The sequence below is a fragment of the Methylobacterium sp. 4-46 genome (assembly GCF_000019365.1).
Classification (GTDB): domain Bacteria; phylum Pseudomonadota; class Alphaproteobacteria; order Rhizobiales; family Beijerinckiaceae; genus Methylobacterium.
Window position 1 is genome coordinate 1,485,616 of record NC_010511.1, and the last position, 25,381, is coordinate 1,510,996.

General features: G+C 71.5%; 21 protein-coding genes, 1 tRNA gene and 1 pseudogene. 13 read left to right on the forward strand and 10 right to left on the reverse strand.

From position 1 onward, the window contains the following. Positions 1-37 precede the first annotated feature (37 nt). Together M446_RS06395 and M446_RS06400 are read left to right on the forward strand one after the other, a co-directional pair. Positions 38-3,229 carry an efflux RND transporter permease subunit gene (locus M446_RS06395; protein ID WP_012331283.1) on the forward strand — a complete coding sequence of 1,064 codons (3,192 nt, stop codon included), beginning with the start codon at positions 38-40 and terminating at the stop codon, positions 3,227-3,229. 1,496 nt (positions 3,230-4,725) lie between these two features. After that, positions 4,726-4,980 (forward strand): hypothetical protein, encoded by a 255-nt coding sequence (locus tag M446_RS06400; RefSeq protein WP_012331284.1) that lies wholly within the window; start codon positions 4,726-4,728, stop codon positions 4,978-4,980. A gap of 10 nt (positions 4,981-4,990) precedes the next feature. On the opposite strand, the gene M446_RS06405 is transcribed toward M446_RS06400, so the two are convergent. The 4 genes from M446_RS06405 to M446_RS06420 form a co-directional block, all read right to left on the reverse strand. Further along, complete coding sequence (locus M446_RS06405) at positions 4,991-7,207, reverse strand: hypothetical protein (RefSeq protein WP_012331285.1); 2,217 nt, start codon at positions 7,205-7,207, stop codon at positions 4,991-4,993. Next, positions 7,204-7,986, reverse strand: a complete 783-nt coding sequence (locus M446_RS06410) for an RNA polymerase sigma factor (protein WP_012331286.1) — start codon at positions 7,984-7,986, stop codon at positions 7,204-7,206. Before M446_RS06410 ends, M446_RS06405 begins: the two co-directional genes overlap by 4 nt. A 7-nt stretch (positions 7,987-7,993) precedes the next feature. Then, on the reverse strand, positions 7,994-9,154 hold the full coding sequence (locus tag M446_RS06415) for a patatin-like phospholipase family protein (RefSeq protein WP_012331287.1): 1,161 nt from the start codon (positions 9,152-9,154) through the stop codon (positions 7,994-7,996). A 155-nt stretch (positions 9,155-9,309) separates the two neighbouring features. Further along, the gene (locus tag M446_RS06420; RefSeq protein ID WP_012331288.1) at positions 9,310-9,615 is read right to left on the reverse strand and encodes a hypothetical protein; all 306 of its coding nucleotides are present in this window, start codon (positions 9,613-9,615) and stop codon (positions 9,310-9,312) included. A 426-nt stretch (positions 9,616-10,041) separates the two neighbouring features. Between M446_RS06420 and M446_RS06425 the strand changes: the two genes are divergently transcribed. Beyond that, positions 10,042-10,956, forward strand: a complete 915-nt coding sequence (locus M446_RS06425) for a LysR family transcriptional regulator (RefSeq protein WP_265576548.1) — start codon at positions 10,042-10,044, stop codon at positions 10,954-10,956. Positions 10,957-11,169: 213 nt separating this feature from the next. On the opposite strand, the gene M446_RS06430 is transcribed toward M446_RS06425, so the two are convergent. Further along, entirely contained in the window at positions 11,170-11,829 is a 660-nt protein-coding gene (locus M446_RS06430; RefSeq protein WP_012331290.1) for a peroxiredoxin-like family protein, read from the reverse strand. 280 nt (positions 11,830-12,109) lie between these two features. On the opposite strand from M446_RS06430, the gene M446_RS06435 reads away from it, so the two are divergent. Then, positions 12,110-12,649, forward strand: a complete 540-nt coding sequence (locus tag M446_RS06435) for a cupin domain-containing protein (RefSeq protein ID WP_012331291.1) — start codon at positions 12,110-12,112, stop codon at positions 12,647-12,649. A 60-nt stretch (positions 12,650-12,709) separates the two neighbouring features. Then, the gene (locus M446_RS06440) at positions 12,710-13,912 is read left to right on the forward strand and encodes an MFS transporter (RefSeq protein ID WP_012331292.1); all 1,203 of its coding nucleotides are present in this window, start codon (positions 12,710-12,712) and stop codon (positions 13,910-13,912) included. A gap of 359 nt (positions 13,913-14,271) precedes the next feature. Here M446_RS06440 and M446_RS38025 read toward each other — a convergent pair whose 3' ends face one another. Next, positions 14,272-14,445, reverse strand: a complete 174-nt coding sequence (locus M446_RS38025; protein ID WP_012331293.1) for a hypothetical protein — start codon at positions 14,443-14,445, stop codon at positions 14,272-14,274. A 626-nt stretch (positions 14,446-15,071) separates the two neighbouring features. Between M446_RS38025 and M446_RS06445 the strand changes: the two genes are divergently transcribed. The 7 genes and pseudogenes from M446_RS06445 to M446_RS06475 all read left to right on the forward strand — a co-directional run bounded on the left by M446_RS06445 (position 15,072) and on the right by M446_RS06475 (position 20,866). Continuing rightward, entirely contained in the window at positions 15,072-15,491 is a 420-nt protein-coding gene (locus M446_RS06445) for a hypothetical protein (RefSeq protein ID WP_012331294.1), read from the forward strand. A gap of 172 nt (positions 15,492-15,663) precedes the next feature. Continuing rightward, positions 15,664-16,402, forward strand: a pseudogene (locus tag M446_RS39630) (VOC family protein); the annotation flags it as partial. Between the two features lie 93 nt (positions 16,403-16,495). Continuing rightward, positions 16,496-17,086 carry an NADPH-dependent FMN reductase gene (locus M446_RS06455; protein WP_018262259.1) on the forward strand — a complete coding sequence of 197 codons (591 nt, stop codon included), beginning with the start codon at positions 16,496-16,498 and terminating at the stop codon, positions 17,084-17,086. A 65-nt stretch (positions 17,087-17,151) separates the two neighbouring features. Further along, entirely contained in the window at positions 17,152-17,412 is a 261-nt protein-coding gene (locus M446_RS06460) for a hypothetical protein (protein ID WP_012331297.1), read from the forward strand. Positions 17,413-17,835: 423 nt separating this feature from the next. Then, positions 17,836-18,789 carry an AraC family transcriptional regulator gene (locus M446_RS06465; RefSeq protein ID WP_050777550.1) on the forward strand — a complete coding sequence of 318 codons (954 nt, stop codon included), beginning with the start codon at positions 17,836-17,838 and terminating at the stop codon, positions 18,787-18,789. A 94-nt stretch (positions 18,790-18,883) separates the two neighbouring features. Then, positions 18,884-19,804 (forward strand): LysR substrate-binding domain-containing protein, encoded by a 921-nt coding sequence (locus M446_RS06470; protein WP_012331299.1) that lies wholly within the window; start codon positions 18,884-18,886, stop codon positions 19,802-19,804. 483 nt (positions 19,805-20,287) lie between these two features. Beyond that, on the forward strand, positions 20,288-20,866 hold the full coding sequence (locus M446_RS06475; RefSeq protein WP_012331300.1) for a cytochrome P460 family protein: 579 nt from the start codon (positions 20,288-20,290) through the stop codon (positions 20,864-20,866). A 358-nt stretch (positions 20,867-21,224) separates the two neighbouring features. Here M446_RS06475 and M446_RS06480 read toward each other — a convergent pair whose 3' ends face one another. The 4 genes from M446_RS06480 to M446_RS06495 form a co-directional block, all read right to left on the reverse strand. Beyond that, a complete protein-coding gene (locus M446_RS06480) occupies positions 21,225-22,553 on the reverse strand; it encodes an NTP/NDP exchange transporter (protein WP_012331302.1) in 1,329 nt (442 codons plus the stop codon). Next, positions 22,550-23,269: an NADPH-dependent F420 reductase gene (locus tag M446_RS06485; protein WP_012331303.1), complete on the reverse strand. Its 720-nt coding sequence runs from the start codon at positions 23,267-23,269 to the stop codon at positions 22,550-22,552. Before M446_RS06485 ends, M446_RS06480 begins: the two co-directional genes overlap by 4 nt. Further along, the gene (locus M446_RS06490) at positions 23,259-24,164 is read right to left on the reverse strand and encodes an aldo/keto reductase (RefSeq protein WP_026190852.1); all 906 of its coding nucleotides are present in this window, start codon (positions 24,162-24,164) and stop codon (positions 23,259-23,261) included. Before M446_RS06490 ends, M446_RS06485 begins: the two co-directional genes overlap by 11 nt. Positions 24,165-24,654: 490 nt before the next feature. Beyond that, positions 24,655-24,746, reverse strand: a tRNA-Ser gene (locus M446_RS06495). A gap of 166 nt (positions 24,747-24,912) precedes the next feature. Here M446_RS06495 and M446_RS06500 point away from each other — a divergent pair. Beyond that, positions 24,913-25,260, forward strand: coding sequence for a hypothetical protein (locus M446_RS06500; RefSeq protein ID WP_012331305.1), 348 nt, complete (start codon positions 24,913-24,915; stop codon positions 25,258-25,260). The last annotated feature ends 121 nt before the right edge of the window (positions 25,261-25,381 follow it).

Here is a 25,381-nt window from a genome sequence, read left to right on the forward strand (position 1 = left end):
CGTCTTCCCGCGATCGTCCTCGCCCCCGGAGGGCGCCATGAACCTCTCCAAGTTCTTCATCGACCGCCCGATCTTCGCGGGCGTGCTCTCCGTGCTCATCTTCATCGCGGGCCTGCTCTCGCTCCTCGCGATGCCGATTTCCGAGTATCCGGACGTGGTGCCCCCCTCCGTGGTGGTCCGCGCGACCTTCCCGGGCGCCAATCCGAAGGTCATCGCCGAGACCGTCGCGACGCCGATCGAGGAGCAGATCAACGGCGTCGAGGGCATGCTCTACATGTCGAGCCAAGCCACGACGGACGGCATCATGACGCTGACCGTCACCTTCCGGCTCGGCACCGACCCCGACAAGGCCCAGCAGCTGGTCCAGAACCGCGTCGCGCAGGCCGAGCCGCGCCTGCCGGCCGTCGTGCGCCAGCTCGGCATCGTCACGGTGAAGAGTTCGCCCGACCTGACCATGGTCGTGCACCTCCTGTCGCCGGACGGCCGCTACGACATGACCTACCTGCGCAACTACGCCGTCCTGAACATCAGGGACCGCCTGGCCCGCCTCGACGGCGTCGGGCAGGTGCAGCTGTTCGGGTCCGGCGACTACGCGATGCGCATCTGGCTCGACCCCCAGAAGGTCGCCGAGCACGGCCTCTCGGCCGGCGACGTCGTGCGCGAGATCCAGGCCCAGAACGTGGAGGCGGCGGCCGGCGTGATCGGCGCGTCGCCGGCCGTTCCCGGCCTGGACCTGCAGCTCTCGCTGAACGCGCAGGGCCGCCTGACCAGCGAGGAGCAGTTCGGCGACATCGTCGTCAAGACCGGGCCGGACGGCGAGATCACGCGCCTGCGCGACCTCGCGCGGATCGAACTCGGCGCCGCCGACTACGCCCTGCGCTCGCTCCTCGACAACAAGTCCGCGGTCGCGATCCCGATCTCCCAATCGCCGGGCTCGAACGCGATCCGGATCTCGGACGAGGTCCGCCGCACCATGGCGGAGATCAAGACGACCATGCCGGAGGGCGTCGATTACCGGATCGTCTACGACCCGACGCAGTTCGTGCGCGCCTCGATCGAGGCGGTCATCCACACGCTGCTGGAGGCGGTCGCCCTCGTGGTGCTCGTCGTGATCCTGTTCCTGCAGACCTGGCGGGCCTCGATCATCCCGCTGCTGGCCGTGCCGGTCTCCATCGTCGGCACCTTCGCGGTGATGCACGCCTTCGGCTTCTCGATCAACGCGCTGAGCCTGTTCGGCCTGGTCCTCGCCATCGGCATCGTCGTCGACGACGCCATCGTGGTGGTCGAGAACGTCGAGCGGAACATCGAGAGCGGGCTGGCGCCGCGGGAGGCCAGCCACCGCGCCATGCGCGAGGTCTCGGGCCCGATCATCGCCATCGCCCTCGTCCTCGTCGCGGTGTTCGTGCCGCTGGCCTTCATCAGCGGCCTGACGGGCCAGTTCTACAAGCAGTTCGCCCTGACCATCGCGATCTCGACGGTGATCTCGGCGGTGAATTCCCTGACCCTCTCGCCGGCCCTCTCGGCGCTCCTGCTGAAGGATCACGGCGCGCCCAAGGACCGGCTGACCCGGATCCTGGACGGGCTGCTCGGCTGGTTCTTCCGGCGGTTCAACCGGGCCTTCGGGACGGCGTCCGCCGGCTACGGGCGCGGGGTCGGCCTCGTCGTCTCGCGCAAGGCGGCGATGATGGTCCTCTACCTCGTGCTCGTCGGCGCGACCGCGCTCCTGTTCCGCCAGATCCCCGGCGGCTTCGTGCCGGCCCAGGACAAGCAGTACCTCGTCGGCTTCGCGCAACTGCCCGACGGCGCGACCCTCGACCGGACCGAGGAGGTGATCCGCCGCATGAGCGAGATCGCCCTCAGGGAGCCCGGCGTCGAGAGCGCCGTCGCGTTCCCGGGCCTCTCGATCAACGGCTTCACCAACAGCGCGAATTCCGGGATCGTGTTCTCGACCCTGACCCCGTTCGAGCAGCGCCGGGACCCCGCGCTGAGCGGGGCGGCCATCGCGCGATCGCTGAATGCGAAGTACGCCGCGATCCCCGAGGCGTTCATCGCCATGTTCCCGCCGCCGCCCGTCAACGGGCTCGGCACGATCGGCGGGTTCAAGCTCCAGATCGAGGATCGGGCCGGCCTCGGCTACGAGGCCCTCAACGAGGCCACCCAGGCCTTCATGGCCAGGGCCGCCCAGGCTCCGGAACTCGCCGGCCTGTTCTCGAGCTTCCAGATGAACGTGCCGCAGCTCTTCGCGGACATCGACCGCACGAAGGCGCGTCAGCTCGGCATCCCGGTGACGGACGTGTTCGACACGCTGCAGATCTATCTCGGATCGCTCTACGTGAACGACTTCAACAGGTTCGGCCGGACCTACTCGGTCCGCGTGCAGGCCGACGCGCCCTTCCGCGCCCGCCAGGACGATGTCGGCCTGCTGAAGGTGCGCGCCGCCTCGGGCGAGATGGTGCCGCTCTCGGCCCTGCTCCGCGTCCGGCAGACCGCCGGCCCGGAGCGGGCCATGCGCTACAACGGCTTCCTGTCCGCCGACATCAACGCGGGCGCGGCCCCCGGCTCCTCGTCGGGGCAGGCCCAGGCGGCGGCGGCGCGCATCGCGGCCGAGACCCTGCCGCGGGGCTTCGCCTTCGAGTGGACCGACCTCACCTACCAGGAGTTCATCGCCGGCAATTCGGGAGTCTGGGTGTTCCCGCTCGCGCTGCTCCTGGTGTTCCTGGTGCTGGCCGCGCAGTACGAGAGCCTCGCCCTGCCGCTGGCGATCCTCCTGATCGTGCCGATGGGCCTGCTCGCGGCCATGGTCGGCGTGTGGCTCTCGGCGGGGGACAACAACGTCTTCACGCAGATCGGCCTGATCGTGCTGGTCGGCCTCTCGGCCAAGAACGCCATCCTGATCGTGGAATTCGCCCGCGAGCTGGAACTCGCCGGTCGCTCCCCGCGCCGGGCGGCGATCGAGGCGAGCCGCCTGCGGCTGCGCCCGATCCTGATGACCTCGATGGCCTTCATCATGGGCGTCCTGCCCCTCGTCACCGCGACCGGGGCCGGCTCGGAGATGCGCAGCGCCATGGGCGTCGCGGTCTTCTCCGGGATGATCGGCGTGACGGCGTTCGGGCTCTTCCTGACGCCCGTGTTCTACGTGCTGTTGCGCGGCCTCGGCGGCAACAGGCCGCTCAGGCACCATGGCGGCGCGTCCGTCGCGCCGCGCGACGACCTCGTCGAGGCCGCCTGAGCGGAATTGCCCCATGCGATTCTGCTCAGGCTCTTGGTCCCGCATCATTCGCCGCAGCGGTCACCGCTGCGGCGAATGATGGGCAGCCGACGCCCGGCTCCCCGGGCCGGATCCGGCCACGTCACCGTCGGAATCGCGCGCGTCCGTCCCGATGCGCGGCCCTCCGCTCGCCCGGAGGGTGTCCGGGGAGCCCTGCAACGACGGGCCCCCACGATCGCTTCGCAGCATCACCAGGCCCGAATGCTGCGGATTCCTCCCCGGTGCGCCGACACGCCCCGTCCGGAGCGGTCACGCCGAGGTCGATTTCTCCGATTCCCCCCTCAGGCTGTTGAGCCTGCGAAGCATGTTCCTGATATGCTGGCGGATCTTATCGGCCCTCTCGGCCACGGCCCCGCCCTCACTCTGCGTGGCAGACGCGAACGTGCTTGGCATTTGCTTCGTCCTTGAAGAAGAGGAGCACACCCGCCGCGTGGGCACGAAACCGCCAAGCCTCGATGCAGCGCGCCCGCCCGCCGAGGGATCCGCGGCGGCCCGAGGGATCCGCGGCGGCGCGTCGATCCATTGCCGAGTCCGTCCCACCACCCCTCTCGGCCGACCTCCCGCCACCCGCGGGGACCTGTCCAAGCGGAGATCGCGGGACCGAGCCGGCTCCCGGATCCTCCGCGCCGGTGCGTCCGCCTCGGCGCGGCCACCGGGTTTGCCGCCCTTCCCGCCGGGCAGGGCGTCCTGACACTTGGCATGCCCTGACGCTTGGCATGCAGTATTCCTGGCGCGCGGTCTTACGGTGTACCGAGTCATCGATCGGGCACATACGTTGGGGTAGTGAACTGATTCAGTTCGATATTTCTAGATCGTGTGTTGGTCGCACGAGAGGCAGTGCCGACTTGCTGACTGCGGACGTTCCATGGGACCCGATCCCGAACCTCCCAGGCAAGTCACAATCGCTTCAGATTGCCCGAATGTGTCGCACCACGACTATACAGCAAACCATATACACCACGAATCCGGGTTGGACAACACCCCATCATGTCGCCCCGCCCAACACACGGCCGTTGCTTTACTGCTTGGCTGTGCCTTGCAGGCGGCGCGACGGACCCGATCGCGAGCGCATCGCGCCGGCAGCGCACCATTCGGCCGATGGCGTCCTGGGGCACGGTGCCGCGGGTGGTGCCGATGGACCGCGGCGACGGCGCATCGCGCCCAGGCTCGGCTTCGCGCACCCGCACCCTCTCACCGCGATCGCGGTAACGGCCGCCGAACCGGTTCGGCGGGCTCCGAGGCGGGCTCGCGCCCGGGCGTGCGCGGCCGCACACGGGCGGGTCTCGCCACCGGCACTCAGGGTCACGGCGCGCGGGACGCGCCGCGACACCGGAGACGATCGATGACCGAGACCCGCCCCCTCGCCGCCCTGGCGCCCGTGATCGGCACGCTGGCGGCCTTCTTCGGCCTCATGGCCGTCGCGTTCGGCGCCTGACCCCCCGACCCGGAGAAGCCCCATGCGCCGCCTCGCCGCCCTCGCCCTCGCCCTGTCCCTCGGGACGCCCGCCCTGGCCGAGATCGACCCGGGCTCCCGGCCGGCCTCACGCCCGCCCGCGCTCAGCCGGCCGGTGGTCCGGCACGTGACCTCGCTCGGCACGACCAAGCCGGACGGTGCGGCCCTCGACGCGCGCGCCGGCACGCGGCCCGATCTCGACCGCCGCAGCCGGGACCTCGCCCGCCTGATCGCCACCTCGATCTGCCGCGGCTGCTGAGCCGCCCGGGTCAGGGCCTCGCGTCGAGAACCTGCCGGTCCGCGGGGCCCGTCCGGTCGATCATGCGCGGGAAGGATTCCGTGATGTCATCCATCACGAGCTGGCTCATCGCGCAGATGAAGGAGGACAGCCGGTAGCCGTCGTGGCGCGACAGGGCGTTGTCGAAGGCGCGCACGTTCCAGAACGGGTCGTTGGCAAGCGTGATCGGCGCGATGCCGGTCAGGGGCAGGCCGTGCAGGAAGCGCGCCGCCGGACGGCCCGCGGCGCGCTCGGGTGCGTCGGGCGGGCCGGGATCCTCGCTGTCCCAGAATGCCCCGTGCCGGTCCCGCCGCCGGGCGCGCGCCCGCGTCAGCCAGCCGTCGCTGCGCGGGCAGTCGATCGCCGCGTCGGCGAGCGTGGCGTAGGGATGGTGGCGCTCGACGCCCGCCTCCTGCAGGCCGAGCAGCTCGTGGGTGGTGCCGAAGGGCGCGGCCGAGGGCTGCGCGTCCGCGAGCACGCCGGCCGCCGGCCGCGGCGGATCGAGGTTGCCGATCGTGTGCGATTCCTCCCTCAGGCTCACCTGGAACGGGAAGGTCTCGGCCAGGACCGAGAGGGCCCGCAGCGGCAGCGTGAGGAGCCGGTCGAGGATCCCGGCGGGCCTGGGCGGGGCGCAGCTCATCCCCCGCGGCGGGCGGCCCTCGAAGCGGGCGGCGAGGCGGTCGAGGAACCCGGCGCCCGGGCGGAAATCGAGCTTGAAGACCGGGAAGAGGTCGTGCGTCGCCCAGTCGTAGTCGACGCCGGACCGGAACATCGTGTCGGTGCTCGCCAGCCTCTGGCGGATGCGCCGCCGCGCGGCCTCGAACCCGTCCTCGAGGTCGAGGCCGATCCAGGCGCAGTCCCCCGGCCGCAAGCCGCCCGCCGGGAAGGCGAGGGCGGCGGTGACGGACACCATCACGGGGCGCTGCTCGGGCGGGAAGAAGCCGGTGTCGCGGGCGACCTCGGCCGCCGGGGTGTGCTCGTCGGGGTGGAGCGCGATGCGCTGCCAGACCGCGCGCTGGATCGCCGTCCACTTGCTCGCTTCCGAGGCCGGGTTGATCAGCAGGACAAGGTTGCCGAGGACCGGAGGCATCACCTCGCCGAAGCGGTGCCGCGCCACCGCCTTCAGCACGTCGTCCCGGAGACCGGTCGCCAGCATGTTGCCGCCGAGGCTGTGCCCCGCGACGACGAGGCGGTTGTCGCGCTCGCGGCCGTCCGGGCGCGGCGCGGCGAGCACCGATTCGATCGCGCGCAGGGCCGAGATCGCCGCCGGGGCGATTGCCTCGCTGACGGGCTTGCGGTCGAACAGGGTGGCCCCGGCCGAGAGGCCGCCGAAGGCGCCGCCGAGCGCGTCCCCGAACAGGCGCCGCAGGCCCCGCTCGTCCACGCGCGCGCCGCGCCAGCCGACGTAGATGCCGGTGACCTTGGTCTCGCACGCCCTCGGATCGCTCGGGCAGCGCTGCTGCAGGAAGCGGGCGGCGTGCGCGGCGTAGAGCCGGAGGTCGGCCACGTTCCGGTCGCCGATGCGCGCGTCGTGCCGCCAGCCGTGCACGAAGACCAGGACGTAGTGCGACCCGGTCGAGAGGTGGCGCACGAGCGCGTCGAGCTGGGTGATCACCGGCCGGATGCCGGCGGCGCGCCCGCCGCGCGCGATCATCTGGGCCTCCACGGCCCGGCTGAGCATGGCGGTCGTGCTCTCGACATCGTCGTCGCCGGCGCCCCCCGACACGAGCGCGTAGGGCTCGCCGTCCTCCTGGAATTCCAGGAAGCCCAGCGTGTAGTCGATCGCCGCGGCGCCCGGCCGCTCGGCCGGGATGACGTGGCGCTGCAGGGCGCAGCGGAAGCGGGTGCCCCAGCGCGGGTCGGCGGCGATCGCGGCGTCCTCGTCGTTGCTGGCGTCGCGCCACCCGCCGTCGTCGATGGCGGCCGGCCCGATCAGCCCCCGCCCGGTCTCCGCCAGGATGGTCCAGCCCTGGCCGAGCCCCTCGCGGCACTCGGGGACGGACGGGTCGAGGTTGCGGTAGGCCGCGGCCTTCGGCGTCGAGAGGACGACGTAGTTCACGAAGAACAGGCCGAGGACCAGGAGGATCGCGGTGGCCAGGGCCGCCAGGGCGGCCCGCAGGAGCCGCAGGTAGCCGCGCCAGAGCGGGGCGAGGCGGGAGCGGACCGCCGCGCCCGGTCCCGGCGGAGGGTTCGGCGATCGGCGCGTCACCGCCTGGATCTCCGGTCCGAGGGAGCGCGGGCGGGCGCGGCGAGCGCCGGACGGAGAGCTGCCGGGACGGGCATGTCGTTCCCCCTTCGTGATGGTGCGCCGACGGCCCAGGATGCGGACGCACCGGGCCGGCGATCAATCGCGACGCTTCGGCGCTGCGCCGGCAGGGTCCCGGAGCCCGCGCCCTCCCGCTCCCCGTCCCCCTCCCCGTCCCCTGACAGCATCGCCCGCAGGGTCCGGAGGGCGCGGTGGAGGTTGACCTTCAGCGAGCCCTTGCTGCGCCCCGTCCCGGCCGCCGCCTCGGCGAGGGAGCGCTCCCGCACCACGAGCTGCTCGACCGCCAGCCTCTGCGCGCCGGGCAGCGCCTCGATCGCCCGGGCGAGGCGGGAGTGCCGCTCGCGCCCCGCGAGCCGGTCGAGGGCGAGCGGCGCGGGGTCGGCGGCGCCCTCGAGGGCCAGGGGCGCGTGCACCTCCGCGACCCGGCGGGCGGAGCGGCGCAGGTGGTCGACGCTCCGGCGCTGGGCGAGGGCGCGCAGCCACGGCAGGAACGGGCGGGCCGGGTCGTAGGTGGCGCGGGCCCGGTGCAGCGTGAGGAGCGTCTCCTGCACGATGTCGTCCACCGCGGAGGCAGGGACGCCCTGGGCCCGCGCCACGGCCGCGATGACCGGCACGCAGTCGCGCAGCAGGGTTCGATAGGCGCGGGCGTCGCCGCCCTGCGCGGCGGCCATCGCGGCCGCGAGCCGGGTTTCCTCCGGCAGGGGGGAGGCCGTGCGCGACATGGGCGCCTCACCGGGTCACGGCGGCGTGGCCCGCATCGGCCTCGTGCAGTACGAAGCCTTCGAGGGCGTCGACCTCGCGGGTCCAGGGCGCCTCGGCGAGCACCTGCCGCGCGTGCCGGTAGCCCGCCTCCTCGCGCAGGCGGATCCCGGTCGGGCTGAAGTCGATGTCGCGCAGGTGGTCCTCCGCCTCCAGCCGCGGGGCGAGGAGGCGCACCACGTGCATGCGGGTGAGGCAGCCATGGGCGGCGAGGGCCGCGATCTCCGGATCGGCCGCCAAGTCCCCGGGCAGGCGCCGGGCGAGTTCCGCGATCACGTGGCGGAGCCGGTGCATCTGCTTCTGGCGCGCGATGTGGCTGTGGGCGCGGCTCGCGTATTGCAGGTCCTTCTGGCGGTTGACGACCTCCCAGAGGGTTCGCGGTTCCGGCCCGGACGGGTTCCACATGTGGACCGCGAACACGACCGCGTCGCGCCGCGGGTTGTCGTCGAACACCGCCTCCACGGGCGTGTTCGAGAGGATGCCGCCGTCCCAGTAGAGGTCGTCGCCGATGCGCACCGGCGGGAAGGCCGGCGGCAGCGCCCCGGAGGCCGCGACGTGGCGCAGGTCGAGGGCCTCCTCGCGGCTGTCGAAGTAGCGCATCTGGCCGGTGCGCACGTTCGCCGCCCCGACCGTCAGCCGGCAGGGGCCGCCGTTGAGCTGCGCGAGGTCCACGAGCCCGGCCAGCGTCTCCCGCAGCGGCGCGGTCGTGTAGTAGCCGGCCGCCTCGGGGCCGAGCGGCCAGTGGGGATTGGCGAGCGCGAAGGGGTTGGGCGCGAAGAAGCCCGCCACGCCCCGCATCAGCGTCGCCCAGTGGGCGCTGGCCGGGCCGAGGCCGGGCCAGGCGGAGAGGTGGGCGCGCACGGCATCGTGCGCGACGCGGCGCCAGAAGGCGGAGAGGCGCTCCAGGCGCCGCTCGGGCGGGTTGCCGGCGATGAGGCCGCCGTTGATCGCGCCGATCGAGGTGCCGATCACCCAGTCGGGCTCGATCCCGGCCTCGTGCAGGGCGCGGTAGACGCCGACCTGGTAGGCGCCGAGGGCGCCGCCGCCCTGGAGCACGAGGACGACCTGGCCGAGGTCCCGCGGGATGCGCCGGTCGGCGGCCGGCGCATGGATCGGATTCATCGCGTTCATGACCGGCTCCCTGGGTGATGGGTCATCCGACATCCTGTTGATGGCTTCGCCATCTCCGATTTCGGCCATGCGGATGTCGGCTTCGCTCAGGCGCCGCGCTCAGGCGCCGCGCGGGCTCGTGATCCGGGATCCGCTTCGATCAAGCGGATCCCGGATCAGCGGTTGAGCGGGCCGCCCGCGCGCGACCCGGAGCCGTCCCGGCGCGGGCCGGGCTGGCGCGCGGCCACCGGGACCGCGCCGCCCGGCCCGGTCGCGGACAGGCGGTTGTTGAGCGGCCCGCCGGCATGGCTGCCGGAGCCGAGCCGCCTCGGGTCGGGCGCGGTCGCGGGCCTCGGCGGGCCGCCGGTCGCGCTGATGCGGTCCCGGGCGGGCCCGCCCGTCTGCTGGCCGCTGCCGGTGTTCCGGGCGAGGGCGGGACCCGCGAGGCAGAGCGCGAGCCCGGCGATGAGGAGGCGGTTCATGGCAATCTCCGGCGCGCCGCCATCCGGCGGCAGCCCCATCAGAGCACCGAGGGCGCCCGGGCAGAATTCGCGAGTGGCTATGATTTCGATACCCGCCGCGGCCCGCGGCCGCCTCGGCGCGCCCGATATCCCGCGCGAGGTGACCGGCCATGGAGTTCGCCGCAAGCTCTCGAAGGGGTCCCTCGCGGCGCCCGCGGCCTCGCGGAAGTTCAGCCCGTGCGCTCGCCTTCCCCGAAGCGATGCATTACGGTCCGCTGGACCGCGCGCGGGGCGACGATATCCGCCGCTCGACTGGCCCACAGCGTCGAGGCCGGCCCGCGACCCATCCGGAGAGCGGTGGAGATCGCGTTCGGCTCCGGCCGACGGCGCTCCTGCCCCCGGCGCCTCGCCGCGGTCGGCGCGGGTCGCACCGGGTGGGGTGAGCGCATGGAAATGCATCAGGTCCGCTACTTCCTCGCGGTGGCCGAGCACCTGAACTTCACCCGCGCGGCCGAGCGCCTGCACGTGGCGCAGCCCTCGCTCACCCGCGCGATCCAGAAGCTGGAGGACGAGCTCGGCGGCCCGCTCTTCCGCCGCGAGCGCGCCCACACGCACCTGACCGAACTCGGCCGCCTGATGCAGCCCCACCTGCGGGCCGCCCTGGAGGCGGCCGAGACCGCCAAGCGGCAGGCGCAGAGCTTCCGCAAGCGCGAGACCGGGCAGCTCACGATCGGGGCCTGCTCCACCATCGCGGCCGAGACGGGCGCGCCCCTGCTCTCGGCCGTCTCGGCGGAGATCGCGGGCCTGACCCTCCAGGTCGAGATCGGCCCGTCCGCCGCCATCGAGGAGCGGCTGATCGCGGGCGAGGTCGACGCCGCCCTGCTCGCGCCCCTCGGCGAGGCCGGGGGCCGCCACGAGCGCTTCGACCTGCGGCCGATCGCCGAGGACATGTTCTGCGTCGCCTTCGCGCCCGGCCACCGGTTCGAGGCGCAGGGCGAGCTGGTGCTGGAGGACCTCGACGGGGAGCCGCTGATCGTGCGGCTCGGCTGCCGCCACGAGGAGGCGATCGCCGCCGCCATGGAGGCGCGGGGCATCAACCGGGTCGCCCGCCACGCCAGCGCGGACGAGCGCTGGCTCGCCGGACTCGTCCGCGAGGGCCTCGGCTGCATCCTGTGGCCGGAGAGCATCGCCCGCGCCCGGCAGCTTCCCTTCCGCCCGCTCGCCGACCTTCCCCTGTGCCACCGGGTCGTCCTCACCACGGTGGCGGGCCGGCGCCACTCGCCGGCGCTCGCCGTCCTGGTGCGGCGGGCGGCCGCGCGCGCCTCGCCCGAAAGGCGCCGGGCAACGGACCGCGTCGCCTGATCCGGGATCGGCTTGATCGAAGCGGATCCCGGCTCACGCGCCCGCGCGGCGCCTGAGCGCGGCGCCTGAGCGAAGCCGACACTCGCACGGCCGAAATGGGAGATGGCGACGCCATCGACCGGATGTCGGATGAGCGGTCCGGCTGCGACGATGCCGGGCAGTCGACGGTCTCGGCAGCCTTGCCTCGCGCGGGTCCGCTTGGCCGGGCGCGGCTCAGGCGGACAGGGCGCGCAGGGCCGCCAGGATGTCGTCCGGGTCGAGGCGCCGGGTGAAGTCCGGGTCCGTGTGGGCGAGCGCGATGGTCCCGTCCCGGCGGATCAGGTAGGTGGCCGGGATCGGGAGCAGCCACGCATCCGTGCCGTAGACGTGCGAGAGGTCGACCCCGAGCGCGAGCAGGGCCTCGCGCAGGACGTCCGGCATGCGGAAGATCAGCCCGTATTGCAGCCCGACGCCGTTCATCGGGTCCTTCAGCACGGTCAGGCCCGGGACGCCGCGGCTGCGCGCCAGCAGGGTCTCGGAGGAGCCCTGCGGCGAGACCATGACGAGGCTCGCCCCCGCGGCGGTGAAGTCCGGCAGCGCCGCCAGCAGGGCGTCCATCTCGATGCGGCAGAAGGAGCACCACTCGCCGCGGAAGAAGCTGAGGATGACGGGACCCGCCCGCAGCCGCTCGGCGAGGGACAGGGTCGCGCCGTCCGGATCGGGCAGGGCGAAGTCGGGGGCGCGATCCCCGGCCAGCTTGGCGCGGGCCGCCATCCCGCTGCTGCGCAGATGGGCGACGGCCGCCTCCATGCTCGCCCTGTAGGCGCCGTCGAGCTGGTCCAGGCGGGCGCCCAGGCGCGCCCGCAGCGGCGTGACCGTTCCGGTCTCTCCCATTCCGGCCTCCCGATCGCCGATGACGGTCCCGCGCGGCGTCCGCTCGCCAGGGTAGAGGAGATCCCGCGGCGACCCGAGCGGACTCAGGCGCGCGGGCGTCCCGCGCCCTCCCGCGGCGCGGCCCGACCCTCCGCGAGACTATGCCCGCGGCCCGCCCGGTTCCCATAGCGTTTGGCTATGGAGACGAGACCGGATCGGCATTTCACCCCGGTCCCGGGCGCGCCCATCGTCGGTCCAAGGCAGCCGGAGCGAACCGGCTGCGGGTCACGCATGGAGATCGATGATGATGCGCGCGCAAAAGTGCCCCCGTCCGTCGCTGCTGGCGCTGCTCGCGGCCGCTTGGGCCGGTTTCGCCTGGGCCGGCCTCACCTTGGCCGGCCTCACCTTGGCCGGCCTTGCCTGGGCCGGTCCCGCCTGGGCCGGCGCCTGCCCCGCCGGTCAGGGCCGGTCCGGCGCCGGCCCGGGCGGCCCGGGCGCGCCGGTGGGCGTCACCGACACGGTGCTCGGCGCCCTCGACCTCGCCAAGGAGAGCGGCGTCGCGGTGCCGGGCCGCAGCTTCCGCATCCGCAGGTTGGTCGTGCAGCCCGGCGGGATCGTGCCGTTCCACAGCCACGAGAACCGGCCCGCCCTGATCTACGTCGTGCAGGGCACGATCGTGGAGCACGCCTCGACCTGCGCGGTGCCCATCGTCCACCGCGCGGGCGACGTCTCGCGCGAGACCCGGGACGTGGCCCATTGGTGGAAGAACGAGTCGAGCAAGCCCGTCACCCTGATCTCGGCCGACCTGTTCCCCGAGAAGGAGGATCCGCACGTGATGTGAGCCCGTCCCGGGCGGGCGGCGGACGCCCCCGCCCGGGCCCCTCCGCGGGAGCCCCGACCCATGACCGCCTCCCCCGCCCTCGGCCCCGCCGAGCGGCCCGCCGGCCTGTCGCCGCAGCGCGTCCGCTCCCTGCTGATCGGCCTCATCGCCTTCCTGACTCTCGCCGACCTCTTCGCCGCCCAGGCGATCCTGCCGGCCCTCGCCCGGGCCTACGCGGTCGCTCCGGCCGCGATGGGCCTCGCGGTGAACGCCTGCACCTTCGGCATGGCCGCGGCGAGCCTCGGCGTCGCCGTGGCGGGGCGCCGCCTCGACCGGCGCCGCGGCATCGTGGCGAGCCTCGTGCTCCTGACCCTGCCGACCGCTCTCCTGTGCGCCGCGCCCGACCTCACCGCCTTCGCGCTCCTGCGCGTCGCCCAGGGCCTGTGCATGGCGAGCGCCTTCACGCTCACCCTGGCCTATCTCGGCGAGCATTGCGGCCCCTCCCTGGCGGCGAGCGCCTTCGCGGCCTACGTCACCGGCAACGTCGCCTCGAATCTGGGCGGGCGCCTCCTCGCGGCGGGCGCGGCCGAGCATCTCGGGCTCGGCCCCACCTTCCTGGTGCTGGCCGGCCTCAACCTCGCGGGGGCCGGGCTGGTCGCGGTCGGGCTCACCCACGCCACCGCCCTCGTGCCGATGCCGCCCGTGCGGCGCGCGGCCCTGGCCACGCTCGCGCGCCACGCCGGCAATCCGAGGCTGCTCGCCGCCTTCGCGGTCGGGTTCTGCATCCTGTTCGCCTTCATCGGGACCTTCACCTTCGTCGCCTTCGTCCTGGCGAGGGCACCTTTCGGCCTCGACCAGATGGCGCTCGGGCTCGTCTGCCTCGTCTTCCTGCCCGCCCTGGCGACGACGCCGCTCGCCGGCCGGGTCGTGCCGCGGCTCGGACCGCGCCGGGCGCTCCGGCTCGGCCTCGCCGTGGCGGGGGCCGGGCTGCCGCCCCTGCTCGCCTCCCACCTCGTCCCCCTCCTCGCCGGGCTCACCCTGGTGGCGGCCGGCACCTTCTTCGCGCAGGCCGTGGCGACGGGCTTCGTCGGGCAGGCCGCCGAGGGCGACCGGGGCGCCGCGAGCGGGCTCTACCTCGCGGCCTACTTCGCCGGCGGCCTCGTCGGCAGCATCGTGCTCGGGGCGGTCTTCGACCGCTTCGGCTGGCCCGCCTGCGCGGCGGGCATCGGCGCCGCGCTCCTCGCCGCGGGCTGCGTCGGCGCCCGCTTCGACGGGCGCGACTGATCCGGAATCGGGTTGATCCAAGCGGATCCCGGATCCCGGATCCCGGATCACGCGCCCGCGCGGCGCTTGAGCGAAGCCGACATCCGCATGGCGACGCAATCCGTCGGATTCGGGAGATGCGGTTGCGGGCGATCCGTTCGGGCCGGTCGGCGCGGCGCGGGGCTCCCGCGGCGCCCGGCGGCCATCCCGTTCGAGGACGTGCTGGCGTTCCTCGCGGCCCTGGCGCTGGAGCTCTGCATTCCGAACGCGCCGCGGTCGGGCGAGGTGCTCGGCGGGCTGGAGCGAGATCGACCGGACCGCGAATGTCTGGGCCGTTCCTGCGGAGCGGATGAACCCATTCAGGGTTGGAGCAGCACCGCTCAGCCGATGTACGGCCACGCCCGCAGCGGGCAGGTCATCTCCGCCGCGAACGGCGCGTCAGTCGCCGGCTCGGTCCGCGGGGCAGCGGCATCGGTCGCGGCGAGTGTGGGAGCCGCGTGGCTCCAGACGACGAGAACGGCCGCCGCCGCGATGATCCGGATGATGTCCAGCATGAGCAGGTCCCCCTTGCGCGGTCATCGACGACCGTCCGTGACGTGGACCTCTAAAGCTCAGCCGTTGCGGGGCGATTGCGTCGATTATTGCTCCGCTTGCGACGCTTCAGGATGCGGATCCGGGGCGCAGGCCGTCCTGCGCGCCGTCGCACGCGCCCGAGCGTGGTGACGCCGTCGACTTGCCCCCGCTCGCAACCATCATTATTGACAGTAATAAGCCACGGCGAGAGCCGCATGGCCGTGGCGGCCCGGCCTCAACCCGTTCGCAGAGTCGCCGGGCCGCCACCCTCGACCTCCCGTCGCACGAGCACCCGCTGGACGTCGGCTGCCGTCCATCCCGCCGAGCCACGGGCCTTCGGGACGCCGCGTCCGCTCAAGGCGTGGGCTCGGCAGTTTCGCGAAGCCTGACAGGGCGGCCCAGCCGCGCGGGCCCGACCTCTCAACCCAGACCCGGCCCGCTCTTCGGATCCATCGGCGGCAGCAAGCCACCTCCTCCGCGCAACTTCCCGCGACCAGCCTGCTGTGCCGTATCGCACAGCAGAATGCCGGACCGTGTTGATCTTCTCTCCCCCGCTTCCCGATGCCGACTGACCTCATTCACGGCACGGGTGCGGAGGACCCCCACCATGACGTTTCGCACGGCCGCCATGACAAGCATCGCCCCGCTCCTGCTGGCCATCTGCGGGGTGACGTCGTCTTCCGCCGAGCCAGCGTCCATCGGCGGCCCGAAGATCCTCGTGCACGGCAACTATTGCGGGCCCGGCAACAACGCTCCCCTGCCGCCGATCGATGCCCTCGACGCGGCCTGCGCGCGCCATGACGCGTGCACGCCCAGCAGGGGACTTCCCGCGAAAGCCTGCAACATTCGGCTTGAGCGGGAAGCGACGGCCATCGCGCGTGATCCGCGCCAGCCCGACAATCTGCGCGCGATGGCCGGCGCGGTCGCCGCATTCGCGGCCGCCAACCCGTCGCAGTCGGCTCCCAACGGGACGCCTGAGCGCGTGGGAGCCGCCGTGGCCAACATCGTCTTGTCGGGCCTGAGATAAGGGTGAGCTCGACGCACGCTCGGAGCCGGGACGCGGGAGGGGCTTGGCCAGGAGGGGCTTGGCCAGGAGAGGTTTGGCCGTTCATTCCGCTCCCGCACGGCGCGATGCCGCCACGGACCCGACATCCTCACGTGGGAGCAGGACTCCGACGACCAAGACCGATCCCGCGCCGATTCGGGCCGCGGACATGCGGCTCGTAGCCGTCGTCATCCCTGTGTCGGATGTCGACCGTGCCCAGCCGTTCTACCGCGGCCTGGGCTGGCGGCCGGATGCAGACTTCGCCTCCGGCGACGGCTGGTACGCGGTCCCGTTCACGCCGCCCGGCTCCGGCGCCTCGGTCATCCTCGGCGCGAACCTCACGGCCGCCGCACCCGGCTCCGCCCGGGGATCGTACCGCGTCGTCTCCGACATCGAGGCGGCTCGCCAGGATCTGCGCCGTCGCGGTGTCGAGGTCAGCCAGAGGTTTCACGGTGCGGACAACGCGCGCACGGGCACGGACGAGCCCTGCCTGTTCGGGCGCGGCCGGGTCGGCGGCGGACCCCGGGCAACGCAGCGACCGCGCGCACGCCTCGTTCAGTCACACGCTGTCCGGACGATCATGTCCGGACAGCGTGTGACAGGTCCGCGCGGCGCTTGAGCGAAGCCGACATCCGCATTGCGGAGCAATCCGTCGGATGTCGGATGATCCGGACGGCAACGGCCGGCTGCTCCAGGACGTCACCGAGCGACTCCCGGGCCGGGTGGAGGCCGGCACGACCTTCCCCTCGGGCGCCGATCCCGCGGCGACGCTCCGCCGCGCGGCTGCGGCGCACGGCGCGCACGAGACGCGGACCGGCGCGCACGATGAGGATTGGCCCGACCGGTACGCCCGGTCCATTGCCGGCGGGCAAGCCGGCAGGCCGTTGCCGCACGAGGCGCCGCATGCTGGAGTTTCATCATCAGCGACGGATCGTCGGCGGCCGACGACCCGCACGCTGCCGGAAGCCGGCCGCCGAGTGACTGGGATGAGCAACCGAATTCTTGTCTTCTACGGCTCCTACCGGTCCGACCGGACGGGGATCCGACTGGCGGAGTTCCTGGTCGAGCGGCTGCGCCGCCGCGGGGACGAGGTCGAGCTGATCGACGCCAAGGCCATCAATCTCCCGATGCTCGACCGGATGTACAAGGAGTACCCGAAGGGCGAAGCTCCCGACGGCCTCGAGCAGCTGGCGCAGAAGATTCGCGGCGCCGACGGGTTCGTGTTCGTGACCGGCGAGTACAACTGGGGCGTCCAGCCCGGATTGAAGAACCTGACCGACCACTTCCTGGAGGAGTGGTTCTGGCGTCCTGCAGCGATCGCGAGCTACTCGGCCGGCCGTCTGTCCGGCGCGCGGGCGGCGACCGCCTGGCACGGCACGCTCTCCGAGATGGGGATGATCGTCATATCGAGCACGATCGCGGTCGGTCCCATCGGATCAACCTTGTCGCCCGAGGGCGAACCGACCGGCGAGGGCGGCCGGGCCCTCGACGCTGCGTTCCCGCGCTTCGCCGACGATCTCACGTGGTGGGTCGAAGCGGCCAAGATGCAGCGGCAACGCAAGCAGCCGCCGTACTGAGCACGAAGACGTCGATCCTGGCGGCGGAGACGATCCGGGCGATCTCGGCGCAGAGGAGTTCCGTCATGCGACCCGACATGGTTCCCGGAGCGAGCTTCCCCGACGATGAACCGGCGGACCATACCGGCAAGCGTCGGAAGCTGTCCGACCTGCAAGGGCAGCACCCGATGATCCCGGTTCTCAGCCGCGGCGGTTTCTGCCCCGAGGACCGCCGGCGGCACGAGGGCTTGGTTCAGCGTCGTCGTGAGCGCGAAGTCGGTTACTGCCGCCTCGTTACGTTCAGGGAACGCGCCGGCCCGATCGGGATATCGGTACGCCCGAGCTGAAAGCTGCATGGAAGGAAGGGAGAAAGGAGGGCTTCAATCCTCACGGAATGAGCTATGCGCACACCATCGGCGAACAGGATCAGGATCTGGGTTGTTTCCGCCGCTCCGGCGTCCTCCTTCCGGTGCCGGATGTGACAAGGTGCGCGCCCCCCGGCGGTGCTGGCTGGTGCTCCCGGCCGGGTCCGACCTGCGCCGCTGACCAGGACCAAGCCGCCGACGGGCTGAGAACCGCTCGCACGGAATAGAGTCACCGCTGCCCATCATTCTGGCCCGCGTGCTCGCAAGCGAAAGATCCGTGGCGCTTGCGCAATTGCCGTGTGCGTGTGCATCGAGGCGGCTCCCTGCGCCCCCGCGCACTCCGTTGCCGGGATAGGTGATTCGGGTTACGTTCAGGTAACCTGGGCGTTCTGGGCAGTGCTTGCGATGGAGCTTCAGGGACACACCGCGTTCAAGTACGTGACGGGCAGACGGTTGGGGACGTCGTCCGGTCGCGGCTGGACGAGCGTCCTGGCCGAGCGCTGGGATCATGAGGCTGGTGCCCTGCCCTCGCTGCTTCCCCGGGAAACCGAGGTTGCGGTTCTGCTCAGCGGCCGTTCCCTCGTGTACCGCGAGGGGGCTGGGTTGCGGCAGAGGACTCCCGGTCATTCCGGGACCGTCTGGCTCTGCCCGGCCGGCATCCGGGAAGAACGCATCGACTTCGAGCAGCCGCTCCACGATTGTCTGCACATCTTCCTGCCGCCCGATCCGTTCGCGGAGTGCGTGCTGCAGGATCTCAATATCGATCCTGCTCGTGCGGGGCTTCGCTATGAAGCAATCGCCTACGATCCGTTCATCGAGCAGATTGCATTCGCGATCAACCGCGAGCTGCAGGCAGAAACCTCCGCCGGACGCCTGCTGGTCGAGTCGCTCGCCCGGTCACTTTCGGCATATCTCGTTAACCGCTATTCGGAACTTTCGACGCGGGCGATAGGATTTTCGTCCGAGGCTAAGCCGATCGACAGCCGGCGAATGTCGCGCGTTTTAGAGTTCATCGGAGCCCGCCTTGATCAGAACTTTACCGTAGCGGAACTGTCATCAGTCGCCTGCATGAGTCAGGCCCATTTCGCGCGCGCATTCAAGGCAACGACCGGGCACGCGCCGCACGCGTTCGTAAGCCGGATGCGTCTCGAATCAGCGAAGCGGATGCTGGCCGATGGCCTCCGGCCGATCGGCGAGATCGCCCTGGCTGCCGGCTTCTCTTCGCAATCCAACTTCTCGAGGGCGTTCCGCAGCGCCGTGGGCCTGCCGCCCGGTGACTATCGCCGCAGCCAAGCCCGATCGCGAGCCGCATCGGGAGATCTCACGCAGGCAGGGCAGCGATCGTCAGTCGCGGAATAGCGACGCGCAGGCCGTGAATAGCGGAGCCGCTTCACGGCTGGCACTCTCTCACGGATGCCGCGACCACGCCGTAGCGGTGGCAGGCCGAACCGCGATGAGAACACCAAATCACCTGAATGCGCTGCGCACCTTCGAGGCTGCCGCCCGGCATCTCAGCTACGTCGCCGCTGGGGACGAGTTGGGTGTGACGCCCGCTGCCGTCAGTCAGCTCGTCCGCGGCCTGGAGGAGACGCTCGGTGTAAAGCTGTTCCGCCGTTCGCGGTCAGGTCCGGCTAGGCTCGAACTCACCGACCTTGCCCAGTCCGCTATTCCGGATCTGCAGGCCGGCTTCTACCACCTGGCAGTCGTCATCGAGCGGCTGAGGACGGGTAGCGCTTCCGCTGCCATTCGCGTCGCCGTGCCGTCAGCGTTCGCAGACAAGTGGCTGCTGCCCCGGGTACAGCGCTTCCGCCACGATCATCCGGACTACGATCTGCACATCGGTACGAACTGCCGGTTCGGGGAACTGGCTGCCGGCAGGCTCGACATCTGCGTCTGGTTCGGCGCAGAGCCCTCGCCCGGGTTCCAGTCGACTCTTCTGCTGCGGGAGGGGTGCTTTCCCGTCTGCAATCCCAATCAGGTTGCCGGTTACCGGCCGCCACGATGTGCCGATGAGTTAAACCGCTTTCCGCTCATCCACGACGTCTCGGCAGCGGCGAGAGGCACGTCCTTGACGTGGCGCGCCTGGCTCCAGCGCGCAGGCATCGGCGGCATCGATACGGGGCGCGGGCTGCATCTCGATGATCCCGGTGCAGCGATCCAGGCCGCCGTCGCGGGCTGCGGCGTCGCGCTCGCCCGGAGCGCCCTGGTCCGAGCCGAGCTTGAGGAGAGGCGCTTGTTTCGCCCGTTCGGCGCGCGCCTCGGATCGGAACTCGGCTACTACGCCCTCCGTCGGCGCGAGGACGCGGACAGGGAGCCCGTCGCGTTATTCCACGACTGGCTAATCGCAGAAGCCCGGCGAGATCGCGAGGCGTGAGCACGCTCAATATTTTCTTTCTCCCGCATGCAGAACATCTTGTTTGCATCTGAGGGCAGCAATCCTCATGGTGAGATCACCGTGGCATGCAGATGCGGACGACGAGCGCGAGGGGTGACTCTCATGGCTGGCGTTGCGTACGGTATGCGTCATACGACATCCGGTTGATTGCTTCGCCATCTCGCATTTCGGCCATGCGGATGTCGGCTTCGCTCGGGCGCCGCGCGGGCTTGGGATACGGGATCCGCTTGGATCAAGCGGATCCCGGATCAGTCAGCAACCCAGCTATTCCGCCACGACGAAGCACGCCTCGTAACCGTTGGCGTGCTTCGTGATCAGCTTGATCCAGCCCGAAATCAAATCAATGATCGCGTGTTTTGGATCACGATTCGTAGCGTGCGGATCTTTGTAAGTCGGTCTACGGTCATTCTTGCCGCGGGCGAGTGATAATCCTGTTTGCGACACCTCTGCGAGGAGGAAGCGATGCTCAAGTGGAATTTGCTTTCTTGCGTCAGCCTTCGATTGGCTTCAATCGTCGTGTTTGGCTCGGCGATCGCTGGCTTGGGCGGCCTGGCCCTTGCCCAGCAGGACAAGTACGGCGTGAGCGTCCCGGGCGGGCTCTCGTTCTCCGAGTTCAGGGGATACGAGGGCTGGCAGCTCGTCTCAACCAGCCACAGCGACAAACTGGTCGCGGTGATCCTCGCCAATCCCGTGATGATCGACGCCTACCGGACCGGCATCCCAGGAAACGGGAAGCCCTTCCCGGACGGTTCCAAGATGGCGAAGGTTCATTGGAACCCAGCGAGGCAGCAGTACTTTCCGGACACGACGGTGCCGGGCACCCAGCACGATGTGGATTTCATGGTGAAGGACAGCAAGCGGTTCGCGGATAGCGGCGGGTGGGGATACGCCGTGTTCGAATACGACGCTGCGAGCGAGACCTTCTCGCCCGGCACCCCGGAGAACCAGCCGCCGCAGGCGAACGACGCCAAGTGCGGGTTCGCGTGCCACACCATCGTGGAGAAGAGAGACTACGTCTTCACGGAATTCGCGAAGAGGTGATGGTGAGCTCCAGCTTGAGGCGAAAGGAACCGGCGTCCTCGTGCCCGGCCGTGCCGAAGCCCGTGATACGAAATCCGAATGATTGCTTCGCAATGCGGATTTCGTATGGGTTCCTCACCGGCTTCGCCGTCCGTCACGGATGAAGCCTGAGCGTGCATGCGGTCAGAGTTTGGCACGCTGGCATAGCGACTTTCTGTTGAGCGGATCACGTCAAAGGCGCGCCGGTATGAATTAGATCGTGTCAACCTCTCACACTTTGCTCCCTTCATGGTTGGGCTCGGGGGACCTAAGGGCGGAATATGTCATGGCCGGCATCATATGCCGAGACCGCTTCTGGCGAAGAGACCATCCTCCTCCGTCAGCGAGGCTCCACGGCATCCCGCCTGCGCGCCAGCGTCTCCTGCCGCTGCCCGAGCCAGAGTCCGGCGCCGAGCCAGATCAAGGAGAGCGGAACCGCGATGAGCGGCAGCGCTGCGGGGCCGAGGCCGGCGAGACCGGTCAGGTCGTACGACCACGCGCCGACCTGGTCGCCGAGCCGGTAGACCACCGTGTCGATGAAGCTCTTGGCCTTGTAGCGGTCCTCCCGGTCGAGGACGGTGAACAGCACCTCGCGCGTGGGCTTGGCGACCGCGAAGTTCGCGGCGCGCCGCAGCACGTTGAAGACCACCACGGCGGCGATCGTGGGGGCCAGCGCCAGCACCGCGAAGCCGATGAGCGTCACGGTCGGCAGGATGGCGAGCGTCGGACCAACCCCGATCCGGCGCACGATGCGCCCGGTGAGGAAGAACTGGATGCCCAGCGTCAGCGCATTCGCCGCCAAGTCGACGCTGGCGAAGAAGGCGGTCTGCGCCCCGCGGTCGGGAAAGCTGCGCTTGGCGATCCCCGCCTGCTCGAAGTACAGGAAGGTCGAGGTGATGGAGTAGAGCAGCAGGATCAGGCTGATCGCCAGGAGGTAGGGCGAGCGCAGCGCGCGGGTCATGCCCGCCGTCACGCTGCCGCCGATGGCCTGCGTGCCGGCGCCCGACCGCCGGTGCAGCGCGTCCGAGAGCCGCGCGAGCCCGCGCATGCTGAACACCGCGACCTCCAGGAGGAGGGCCGCAGCCAGGAGGAGCACGGCGGTCGGCACGTCCCGCGCCAGCACCGCCGTGAACGCCGAGCCCGCGATGGCCCCGAGCGTCGCGCCCGCCGCGATGAAGCCGAACAGCCGCTTGCCCTGCTCGGTGTCGAACACGTCCACGATCGTCGCCCAGAAGATCGAGACGACGAACAGGTTGAAGACCGACAGCCAGACGAAGAAGGCCCGCCCGATCCACACCACCTGCTCGCCCTCCGCGCGCGCGATGGCGCCCGCGAACAGGAGGATGTTGAGGGCGAAGAAGCGGTAGGTGAGGGGCACGAAGCGCGCGCGCGGCAGGGTGCGCACCAGCCACGCGAAGGGCACGTTGAGCGTCAGCATGCCGAGCAGCGTCGCGGTGAACAGCCAGGGCAGGTTCTCCAGCCCGCCTGCGAGGCCCATCTGGTCGCGGATCGGCCGCATCACGTAGTACGAGGACAGGATCGAGAAGATGTAGAGCCAGGACCAGGCCAGGGCCGACGTCTCCCCGGGGCGCACGTCGATCAGCCGCCGCAGCCAGCCCGGCGCCTGCGCGCCGAGGCCGCTCGTCGCGGGTGTCGCGTCCCTCCTCACGGGACGAGTCCGAAAGCCTTGCGCGCCTCGGCGGCGGTGACGTCGAGGCCGAAGCCCGGGCTCCCCATCGCGAAGCGCTTGGCCGCGTCGAGCGGGCCGACCACCACGGGGTCGAAGCCGGCATCGCGCACGAGACCCTCGGCCACCGCCACGGCCTCGGCGTCGTCGCCGGCGAGCGGCACAGCCATGAGTCCGCCGGAGCGGTGGGCGTTCGTTCGAAAGACCTTGGAGTTCGCCGCGTTGAACGCCCGCACGATCCGCGCCCCGGAGAGGTACTTCGCCGAGGTCGCCCCGATGCCCCGCTCCTCGGCCTCCGCCGCGAGATCGCCGTCGCGCGCCCGCGTGGCATTGCCGGCGTCGAGCACGATCTTGCCCGCGAGGGCCCGCGCGTAGTCCCGCCCGAGGTCCGGATAGGCCTTGTAGGGCACGGCGAGCAGCACCGCCCCGCCGAAGGCGAGCGCCTGCGCGACGGTGCCGGCCTTGGCCTGCGGCCCCTGCTCCTTCACGAGATCCGCCAGTTCCTCCGGGTGGCGCGAGGCGAAGAGCACCGGGTGCCCCGCCTTGATCCACAATCCTCCGATGGTGCTGCCGATGTTGCCCGCCCCGATCACCCCGACCGGCATCTTCTGCGGCTGGCCGCGGGCCGGCAGCGCGCCCGCGAGCGCGCCGACCGCGGCAAGCGTGAGCACGGCGCGACGGTTCGGGTCAGAGGCCATCGATGAACTCCTCCATCGTGCGGCGTTGCGCTGCGTCAGGAAGGCGGCCGCGCGCGGCCCCGAGGTTGTCCTCGACGTAGCGGGCCTGCGCCATGCCCGGCACCGGGCAGGTCACCGCCTCGTGCGAGAGGACGTATTTGAGGAAGAACTGCGCCCAGGACGCGCAGTCGCACTCGGCCGCGAAGGCGGGCAGCTCACGGCCGCGCACCAGGGAGAAGAGCCGCTCGCGGCCGAAGGGCACGTTGACCATCACGGCGACGCCCCGGTCGCGCGCGAGCGGCAGGATGCGCTCGGCGGCCTGGCGCGCGTCGATGGCGTAGTTGACCTGGATCACGTCGAGGCGCTCGCGCCGCATCAGGGCCTCCAGGTCGCCGTACTGGCGCTCGACCCAGGTCGTCGCGCCGAGGTAGCGGATGCGCCCGGCGTCCTTGAGCCGCCGCAGCTCCGCGAGCTGCGTGTCCGCGTCGATGAGGTTGTGCACCGCGATCAGATCCATGGTCTCGGTGCGCATCCGCCGGAACGAGCGCGCGATCTGGGCGCGCCCCGCCTCGGTCCCCTCCGCCGCCACCTTGCTGCAGAGGAACACCTTGTCGCGAAGCGTCTCCTCCGAGAGGATGACGCCCAGCACCTCCTCCGCCCGGCCGTAATCCGGCGCGGTGTCGATCACCCGCCCACCGAGATCGACGAAGCGGCTCACGGCCTCGCGCAAGGGGGCCACGGCGTCGGGCAACGGTGCGACGTCGTAGCGGCGCGACGTGCCGATCCCGATCACCGGCACCGCTTCGCCCGTCGCGGGGATCGGCCGCCGCAGCAGCGGCGCGGCCTCGGCGCGGCCCACCGCCGGCGCGAGGCAGGCGGCCGCTCCGGCGAGCACGGCACGGCGGGTCGGCATCATGCGGAGCATTCCTCTCGGCATGGTTGCATGGCGCCGAGCATCTAGAGCGGGAGCGCGCGGCGCCGACCCGGGCGGCCGAACACGCTTCGGTGAACCGACGGCCGACCGGCCGCGGCGGCTCGGCCGCGCGCTTTGGATCTCGGTGCAGCACGGCGGAGGCCGATGCCGCGATCTGTGCGAGGTGGCTTTCTGCCGGCGGGGCACGGGCGCGCCCTGCGGAGGGCTGGGGCGCGGGGCGTTCAGGTCCGGGCCGCTGCGATCAGCGGCCAGGCCCCGAGGGTGTGGAACGTCCGCTTCCTTGAGAGGTGGTCAGCGAGCCGCGTCGCCGCGCAGCGGCTTGGTTCGACGGTGGCTATTCCGACGGCGTGCCAGGAGGGCGCGGTCCAGGGCGCTGGCAGGCGGGAGCGTCGGCACCGTGCCGTTGATTCAGGTGACAATTCGGGTCAGCGCACCGAAAAACACCCTCGTTCAAAGCCTTGCGCTTGAGGCTTGGCGGAGACGGAGGGATTCGAACCCTCGAAGCCCCTTTCGGGGCTTGCTCATTTAGCAAACGAGTGCCTTCAGCCGCTCGGCCACGTCTCCCTGCCGGATCGCTCTAGGAAATCGGCGGGATCCGGTCAACCCGGATTCGCCGGCCGGCGGGACGGATCTGAGGAGCCGAGCGCCCCGGAACCGCCGGCCCGCCGCGTCAGGCCATCCTTAACGAAACCTGTCTAAACCCCGGCGGGTCGATAGGGGATCGGGAGGGATGCCGGTGAGCGCCTGGGTGCCGAAGGAACTCGCCGCACGGTTGAGCGAACTGCCGCGTCGCCCCTGCGCCCTCAGCGAGGCGGGGCACGAACCCCATCGTCCGGTCTTCGCCGAGATCCTCGACCGGACCGGCCACGGGACCGGTCACTTCGTGCGCCTGCCGCAGAGCATGGTCGAGATGATCGCCCGCGAGGCCCGCACCGCGCCGGACGCCAAGGCGCCGCCCCGGGCGGAGGGCCCACCCGAGGCTCACGGGCCTTCGGAGGGCGTCGGGGCCGGGGAGCCGGCCGCGGCGAAGCCGGCCGGGGCCAAGCAGAAGAAGCGCCGCGTGCGCGGCGGCGCGTGACCTCGCGCACCGACGCGGCGCGGCCGCGATCCGCGGCGGCGTTCCAAGATCCGCCGCGGCGCGTCGGCGCCCGACGCGGTCCCGGCGGGCGAGGAGACCCGCCCCTGCGCCGGGCTTCCCC